Below are 7,680 nucleotides of genomic sequence, written 5' to 3'. Positions count from 1 at the left end.
CACCAGCGAGATCGCCGGCACCTACGAACTGGGTGGCATGAGCCGCGGTGAAGACCTCGAGATCGGCACTTATATCGGCAAGACGATCGAGAGCGAGCTTTCGGGCAACATCATCGACGTCTGCCCGGTGGGCGCGCTCACCAACAAGCCGTTCCAGTTCAAGGCACGCGCCTGGGAACTCATCGCCCGCCCGTCGGTGGGATACCACGATGCGCTCGGTTCCAACCTGTGGCTGCATTCGCGCCGCGGCGAGGTACTGCGCACCGTGCCCCGCGACAACGAGAACATCAACGAGTGCTGGCTGTCCGACCGCGACCGCTACAGCCACCAGGGCCTGTACGCGGACGACCGCCTCAAGGCGCCGATGGTCAAGCGCAACGGTACCTGGGCAACCACCACCTGGGACGATGCCCTGTCTGTCGCCGCCGAGGCGCTGAAGAAAACGCCCGGTGCAGACCTCGGCATCCTGGCCCATGGCGCCACCACCACCGAAGAAGGCGACCTGCTGGTGCGCCTGGCCCGTGGGCTGGGCAGCGCACACATCGACCACCGCCTGCGCCAGCTGGATTTTGCCGACAATGCCACGGCCACGCCGTTCGCCCTGCCGGTGAACCAGCTGGACAAGGTGAAGTCAGCGTTGCTGGTGGGCTCGGCCCTGCGCCATGAAATGCCGCTGCTCAACCACCGCCTGCGCCAGGCGGTGAAAAAGGGCGCGAAGGTGTATGCAGTCAACCCGGTGCACTTCGACTTCAACTACCCGCTGGCGGGCGAGGTCGTGGCCGCGCCGCAAGCGCTGGTGGCGGAACTGCTCACCCTTGCCCGCGCTGCGGTCGACGATGGCGCCGCCGCACCTGGCGCGCTGGCTGATGCCATCGGCAGTGTCCAGGCCGACGACGACGTCCGCGCTGCATACGCCACCCTCAAGGGCGGCGATGCAGTGGTGATCCTGGGTGAGGCCGCGGCGCTCCATCCGCAGGCTTCGTGGCTGCGTGCCGTGGCGAAGTTCATCGCTACTGCCGCCGGCGCTGCCTATAACGAGATCCCGGTGGGTGCCAATGCCGTGGGCCTGGCACGCGTCGGCGTGCTGCCGGGCAACGGCGGCCTGGACGCCCGTGCCATGCTGGCCCAGCCACGCAAGGCTTACCTGTTGTACGGCATCGAGCCGCAGCATGATTTCGCCGATGGCGCCACCGCCTTCAGCGCATTGGACAACGCGCAGGCGGTGGTGGCCTGTTCGGCCTACGCCAGCAAGTCGCTGCTGGAGGTGGCCAGCGTGATCCTGCCGATCGCCCTGGCTCCCGAGAACGACGGCAGCCTCACCAACGTCGACGGCCTGGAGCAGGCCATCGCCGCCGGCGCCAAGGCGCCGGGCGAAGGCCGCCCGGGCTGGAAGGTGCTGCGTGCCCTGGGTGGAACTCTCGCCGTACCGGGCTTCGAGTTCGACGACCTTGCAGGCCTTCGGTCCGCCATCGGCGAGCGCACGGCGAACCCGCGCGCCATGCTGGCCGACCGCACGGTAAAGCAGGGCAGTGGCCTCACCCGCATCGCCACGCTGCCGATCTACCGCAGCGACGCCGTGCTTCGCCGCGCCACGGCACTGGCGGCCCATCCGCTCAACCGCGAGCCTGCCGTGTACCTGCACGCGGTCGACGCGAAGGCCGCGGGCCTGGCCGATGGCGACACGGTCCGGATAGGCAGCTCCGATCCGTTGCCAGTAGTTGTTTCCGATGCGGTGCCGGCCGGTGCCGCCTGGATCGAAGCGGGCCACGACGAAACCGCGATGCTGCCGCCGTATGGCGCGGCCCTCACCTTGAGCAAGGCTTAAGCGCATGTGGGAACAACTCTTAACGCACTTGCTTGTTCCGGTGCTCCACATCCTGGCGATCGTCGTGCCGCTGATCCTGGCAGTGGCGATGTTCGTCTACTGGGAGCGCAAGGTCATCGGCTGGATGCACGTGCGCATGGGGCCGAACAAGATCGGTCCGCTGGGCATGCTGCAGGCCTTCGCCGACGTGGTGAAGCTGCTGATCAAGGAAGTGATCCTTCCCACCAACTCCTCGAAGTTCCTCTACTACCTTGCCCCGCTGCTGGCCCTGATACCCGCGCTCGCGGCCTGGGCAGTGGTTCCCTTTGGCGAGAAGATGGTGCTGGCCAACGTCAATGCCGGCGTGCTGTATCTGCTGGCCATGACATCCATGGGCGTCTACGGGATCATCCTGGCCGGCTGGGCATCGAACTCCCGCTACGCCTTGCTGGGCGCCATGCGCTCGGCGGCACAGGTGATCAGCTACGAGCTGGCCATGGGCATGGCGATCGTCTGCGTGCTGGTGCTCACCGGAAGCCTGAACATTACCGACATCGTCCACGCGCAGGCAGGCAACAAGGGGTTCCTCGACTGGTACTGGCTGCCGCTGCTGCCCGTATTCATCGTCTACTTCATTTCCGGTGTCGCCGAGACCAACCGCGCGCCGTTCGACGTGGCCGAGGGTGAGTCGGAAATCGTCGCCGGTTTCCACGTGGAATACTCAGGCTCGGCGTTCGCCATTTTCTTCCTGGCCGAATACGCCAACATGATCCTGGTGAGCTTCCTGGCCGCGATCTTCTTCATGGGCGGCTGGCTGTCGCCCCTGCAGGGCTGGATCACCGCCGATGCGCCGCGCTGGATCAACTGGATCTGGACCGGCGGCTTCATATGGCTGTTCATCAAGGCCTTCCTGTTCTCCTTCCTGTTCCTTTGGTTCCGTGCCAGCTTCCCGCGCTACCGCTATGACCAGATCATGCGCCTGGGCTGGAAGGTATTCATTCCCATCACCATCGTCTGGGTCTTCGTCGCCGGCCTCATGAAATACTACGGCTGGGTCACCATCGGCACGGGGGCTTGAAGCAAACCATGTCTCGCATAACGCACTATTTCAAAAGCCTGCTCCTGATCGAGCTGTTCCAGGGCATGGGCCTGACCATCCGCTACATGTTCAAGCCCAAGTACACCGTCCGCTACCCGATGGAGCACATCCCCAAGTCCAACCGTTTCCGCGGGCTGCATGCGCTGCGCCGGTACGCCAACGGCGAGGAACGCTGCATCGCCTGCAAGTTGTGCGAGGCGGTGTGCCCGGCGCTTGCCATCACCATCGATTCGGCTCCGCGTGAATCGGACGGCCAGCGCCGCACCACGCGTTATGACATCGACCTGTTCAAGTGCATCTACTGCGGATTCTGCGAAGAAAGCTGCCCGGTGGATTCGATCGTGGAGACGCACGTGCACGAGTACCACTTCGAGCACCGCGGCGAGAACGTGGTGAACAAGCTGCAGCTGCTGGCCATCGGCGACCGCTTCGAGCAGGACATCGCCGCTGCACGGGCCCAGGACGCGGCTTTCCGCTGAGGACGACATCACATGAATCCACAGCTGATCCAACTCATCCTTTTCTACGCCTTCGGTGTGGTTGCCGTTGGCGCTGCACTTGCCGTGATCACCCTGCGCAATTCCGTGCACGCGGTGCTTTCGCTGGTACTTACCTTTTTCTCGGTGGCCTGCATCTGGCTGCTGGCGCAGGCTGAATTCCTGGCCATTGCACTGATCGTGGTCTACATCGGCGCGGTGATGGTTCTGTTCCTGTTCGTGGTGATGATGCTCGACATCAAGATGGAACAGGTGCGCGAGGGCTTCGCCCGCTACCTGCCGGTGGGCATCATCGTGGCGCTGGTGATGCTGGCGGAGATGATCGGCCTGATCGGCGTGCGGGCGATGGGCCTGCACGTCATGGGCGACGATCCTGCCGCTGCGGCAGGGCTGTCGAACACCGCATGGCTTGGCCATGCGCTGTACACCCAGTTCCTGCTGCCGTTCGAAATTGCCGCCCTCATCCTTACCGTCGGCATCGTGGCTGCCGTGGCCCTGACCTTGCGCCACCGCGGCGGCGTGCGCCACCAGTCGGCCGCCGAGCAGGTGGCGGTTGACCCGCGTACCCGCATGCGCATCGTCAAGATGGCTTCGGAAACCATGCCCACGGAAACCGCTCCCCCCGTTGCCCCGCCGCAGGAGACTTCGCCGTGATCACGCTTGCGCATTTCATCGTGCTCGGCGCGGTGCTCTTCTGCATCGCTGTTGCCGGTGTCTTCATCAACCGCAAGAACGTCATCGTGCTGCTGATGGCGATCGAATTGATGCTGCTGGCGGTGAACATCAACTTCGTGGCCTTCTCGCGCTTCCTGGGCGACGTGCAGGGCCAGGTGTTCGTGTTCTTCATCCTTACCGTGGCTGCGGCCGAATCGGCCATTGGCCTGGCGATCCTGACCTTGCTGTTCCGTAACCGCAGCACGATCAACGTCGCCGAAATCGACAGCATGAAGGGCTGACCCACATGGATCTTTCACTTTCGGTCCTGCTCACCATCGCCGTGGCACCGCTGGCTGGCGCGCTGCTAGCCGGACTCCTGGGCCGCGTGATCGGCCGCGTGGGCTCCCACTGCGTGACCATCCTGGGCGTGGGCATTGCCTGCGCGCTTTCGATCCACGTGCTGTGGCAGCTGGTAGCGGGGGACGCAAAGACATTCAACCAGGATGTATACACCTGGTTCCAGGTCGGCAACCTGCACGCAAGCGTGGGCTTCATGGTCGACCGGCTCACCGCCATGATGATGGTGGTGGTGACCTTCGTTTCCCTGCTGGTGCACGTGTACACGATCGGCTACATGGCCGACGATCCGGGCTACCAGCGGTTCTTCAGCTATATCTCGCTCTTCACCTTCTCGATGTTGATGCTGGTGATGAGCAACAACTTCATGCAGCTGTTCTTCGGTTGGGAAGCGGTGGGCCTGGTGTCGTACCTGCTGATCGGCTTCTGGTACAAGAAGCCGACGGCGATCTTCGCCAACCTCAAGGCCTTCGTGGTCAATCGCGTGGGCGATTTCGGCTTCCTGCTGGGCATCGCCGCGGTGCTGTATTTCCTCAATACGCTTGACTATGCCACCGCTTTCGACAGCGCCGGCGCCCTGACCGGCCGTGCCATCACGGTGTTCGACGGCCACCCCTGGCCTGCGGCAACGGTGATCGGCATCCTGCTGTTCATTGGTGCGATGGGCAAGTCCGCCCAGGTGCCGTTGCACGTGTGGTTGCCCGATTCGATGGAAGGCCCCACGCCCATCTCGGCGCTGATCCATGCCGCCACCATGGTGACGGCGGGCATTTTCATGGTGGCGCGCATGTCGCCGCTGTTCGAGATGAGCGAAGGCGCGCTTTCGTTCATCCTGGTGATCGGTGCCACCACGGCGCTGTTCACCGGCCTGATCGGCATCGTGCAGAACGACATCAAGCGCGTGATCGCCTATTCCACGCTGTCGCAGCTGGGCTACATGACGGTCGCCCTCGGCGTGTCGGCCTATAGCGGCGCCGTGTTCCACCTGATGACGCACGCTTTCTTCAAGGCGCTGCTGTTCCTGGGGGCAGGGTCGGTGATCATCGGCATGCACCACGAGCAGGACATGCGCTACATGGGCGGCCTGCGCAAGTACATGCCGGTCACCTGGATCACCATGTGGATCGGTTCGCTGGCCCTGGCCGGTACGCCATTCTTCGCCGGTTTCTATTCGAAGGACGCCATCATCGAGGCAGTGGGCGAATCCCATCGTTGGGGCGCGGGTTATGCCTACTTCTGCGTGATGGCGGGCGTGTTCGTGACCTCGCTGTATAGCTTCCGCCTGCTGTACATGACCTTCCACGGCGCCGAGCGCTTCACCGTGATCGGCCATCATGGCCACGCCGCGCACGGGCACGCTGTGGTGGCTGCCGTTGCTGGGGGTCAGAGTATTCACTCTGACCCCGGACATGGCGCGCATGGTCATGATGCGTCCGATGCGCACCAGGAAGATGACCACCACACGCCGGGCGAGCTCGAGCACGCACCGTCCGAGTCGCCGTGGGTGGTCACCGTCCCACTGGTGCTGCTGGCCATCCCGTCCGTGCTGATCGGTTTCTTCACCGTCGGCCCAATGCTGTTCGGCGGCTGGTTCGGCAAAGCCATCCATGTGGAAGAGCAGAACAACGTGCTGGGCGAGTTGGCCGGTGAGTTCCACGGCGCCGCCGCCATGGCCCTGCACGGATTCATCCAGCTGCCGTTCCTGCTCGCCTTGGCCGGCTTCATCGTGGCCACCGTCATCTACCTGTTCAAGCCATCGATCGCCGATTCGGTCAAGCGAGCCCTGCATCCCATCTGGCGCATGCTCGACAAGAAGTATTGGGTGGACGAGGTGTACTTCGCCATCTTCGCCAAGGGCGGCGTCAAGCTTGGCCGTGCCTTCTGGCGCGGTGGCGATGCAGCCTTGATCGATGGCGTGCTGATCGACGGTTCGGCCAACGTGGTCGAGCGCATCGCTTCGGGCGGGCGCCGCCTGCAATCGGGTCTTCTTTATCATTACGCCTTCGCCATGATCCTCGGCCTCATCCTGCTCTTGGGCGGGTATTGGCTGGTCGGGCAGGTCTGACCCACAGGGAATAGAGCATTCATGTCCAACCACTTGCTCAGCCTGCTGATCTGGCTCCCCATCCTCGGCGCGGTCCCCGTGCTGCTGGCCGGCGGCCAGCGCCCGAATGCCGCGCGCTGGATTTCCCTGCTTGTAGCCGTGGCGACCTTCGCCGCGAGCCTGGCGCTGATCCATGTGTATGACCCTTCCACGGGCACGATGCAGGTGGGTGAGAACCTGAGCTGGATCGCCAGCGTCGGCATCCACTACTCGCTCGCCGTCGACGGCATTTCCGTGGCGCTGATCGCCCTGACCGCCTTCACCACCATCCTGGTGATCGTGGGTGCGTGGGAGGTCATCGCGGTGCGCACGCACCAGTACATGGCTGCCATGCTCGTGCTGGAGGGCCTGATGGTCGGCGTGTTCTGCGCCACCGATGCCTTGCTGTTCTACGTGTTCTTCGAGGCCATGCTGATCCCGATGTTCATCATCATCGGCATCTGGGGCGGCCCGCGGCGCGTGTATGCCACGCTGAAGTTCTTCATCTACACGTTCTTCGGCTCCATCTTCATGCTGGTGGGGCTGATCTATTTGTACTCGAAGGCCCACACCTTCGATATCGCTACGCTTGCGCACCTGCCGCTTTCGATGACCGAGCAGTCCTGGCTGTTCTTCGCCTTCCTGCTGGGCTTCGCGATCAAAGTGCCGATGGTGCCGGTGCATACGTGGCTGCCCGATGCCCACGTGGAAGCACCCACGGGTGGCTCGGTGGTGCTGGCGGCGGTGATGCTGAAGATCGGCGGCTACGGTTTCCTGCGCTTCTCGCTGCCGATCGTGCCCGATGCGTCGGAGCATTTCGCGCCGCTGGTGATTGTCCTGAGCCTGATTGCCGTGGTGTACATCGGTTACGTGGCGCTGGCCCAGGAAGACATGAAGAAGCTGGTGGCGTATTCGTCCATCGCGCACATGGGTTTCGTCACCCTGGGCATCTTCATCGCCTTCATGCTGGTGCGCGAACACAACAACGTGCAGGCGGCGCACCTGGGCATGCAGGGCGCGATGATCCAGATGATCTCGCACGGTTTCATCTCAGGCGCCATGTTTACCTGCATCGGCGTGCTGTACGACCGCATGCACACGCGCCAGATCAAGGACTACGGCGGCGTGATCAACGTCATGCCCTGGTTCGGCCTGTTCTACGTGCTGTTCGCCATGGCCAATA

Annotated in this window: 7 protein-coding genes; all 7 read left to right on the top strand. The window is 63.6% G+C overall.

The window, feature by feature from the left end:
- The coding region (locus VK519_RS17200) for a molybdopterin-dependent oxidoreductase (protein ID WP_324351811.1) at window positions 1-1,825 on the top strand (1,825 nt) is incomplete at its 5' end.
- 4 nt (window positions 1,826-1,829) lie between these two features.
- Complete coding sequence (nuoH, locus tag VK519_RS17195; protein ID WP_324351809.1) at window positions 1,830-2,882, top strand: NADH-quinone oxidoreductase subunit NuoH; 1,053 nt, start codon at window positions 1,830-1,832, stop codon at window positions 2,880-2,882.
- Window positions 2,883-2,890: 8 nt separating this feature from the next.
- Window positions 2,891-3,382: an NADH-quinone oxidoreductase subunit NuoI gene (gene nuoI / locus VK519_RS17190; protein ID WP_324351808.1), complete on the top strand. Its 492-nt coding sequence runs from the start codon at window positions 2,891-2,893 to the stop codon at window positions 3,380-3,382.
- Between the two features lie 12 nt (window positions 3,383-3,394).
- Window positions 3,395-4,054 carry an NADH-quinone oxidoreductase subunit J gene (locus VK519_RS17185; RefSeq protein ID WP_324351805.1) on the top strand — a complete coding sequence of 220 codons (660 nt, stop codon included), beginning with the start codon at window positions 3,395-3,397 and terminating at the stop codon, window positions 4,052-4,054.
- On the top strand, window positions 4,051-4,356 hold the full coding sequence (nuoK, locus tag VK519_RS17180; RefSeq protein WP_250625854.1) for an NADH-quinone oxidoreductase subunit NuoK: 306 nt from the start codon (window positions 4,051-4,053) through the stop codon (window positions 4,354-4,356). Before VK519_RS17185 ends, nuoK begins: the two co-directional genes overlap by 4 nt.
- A 5-nt stretch (window positions 4,357-4,361) precedes the next feature.
- Complete coding sequence (gene nuoL / locus VK519_RS17175; RefSeq protein ID WP_324351802.1) at window positions 4,362-6,479, top strand: NADH-quinone oxidoreductase subunit L; 2,118 nt, start codon at window positions 4,362-4,364, stop codon at window positions 6,477-6,479.
- Between the two features lie 21 nt (window positions 6,480-6,500).
- Window positions 6,501-7,680, top strand: a 1,180-nt coding sequence (locus VK519_RS17170) for a complex I subunit 4 family protein (protein ID WP_324351800.1), incomplete at its 3' end; no start/stop codon positions are given.

It is taken from the genome of Pinirhizobacter sp. (genome assembly GCF_035317885.1).
Taxonomy (GTDB): Bacteria; Pseudomonadota; Gammaproteobacteria; order Xanthomonadales; family Rhodanobacteraceae; genus Pinirhizobacter.
This window is presented reverse-complemented; position numbering and strand designations above follow the sequence as displayed.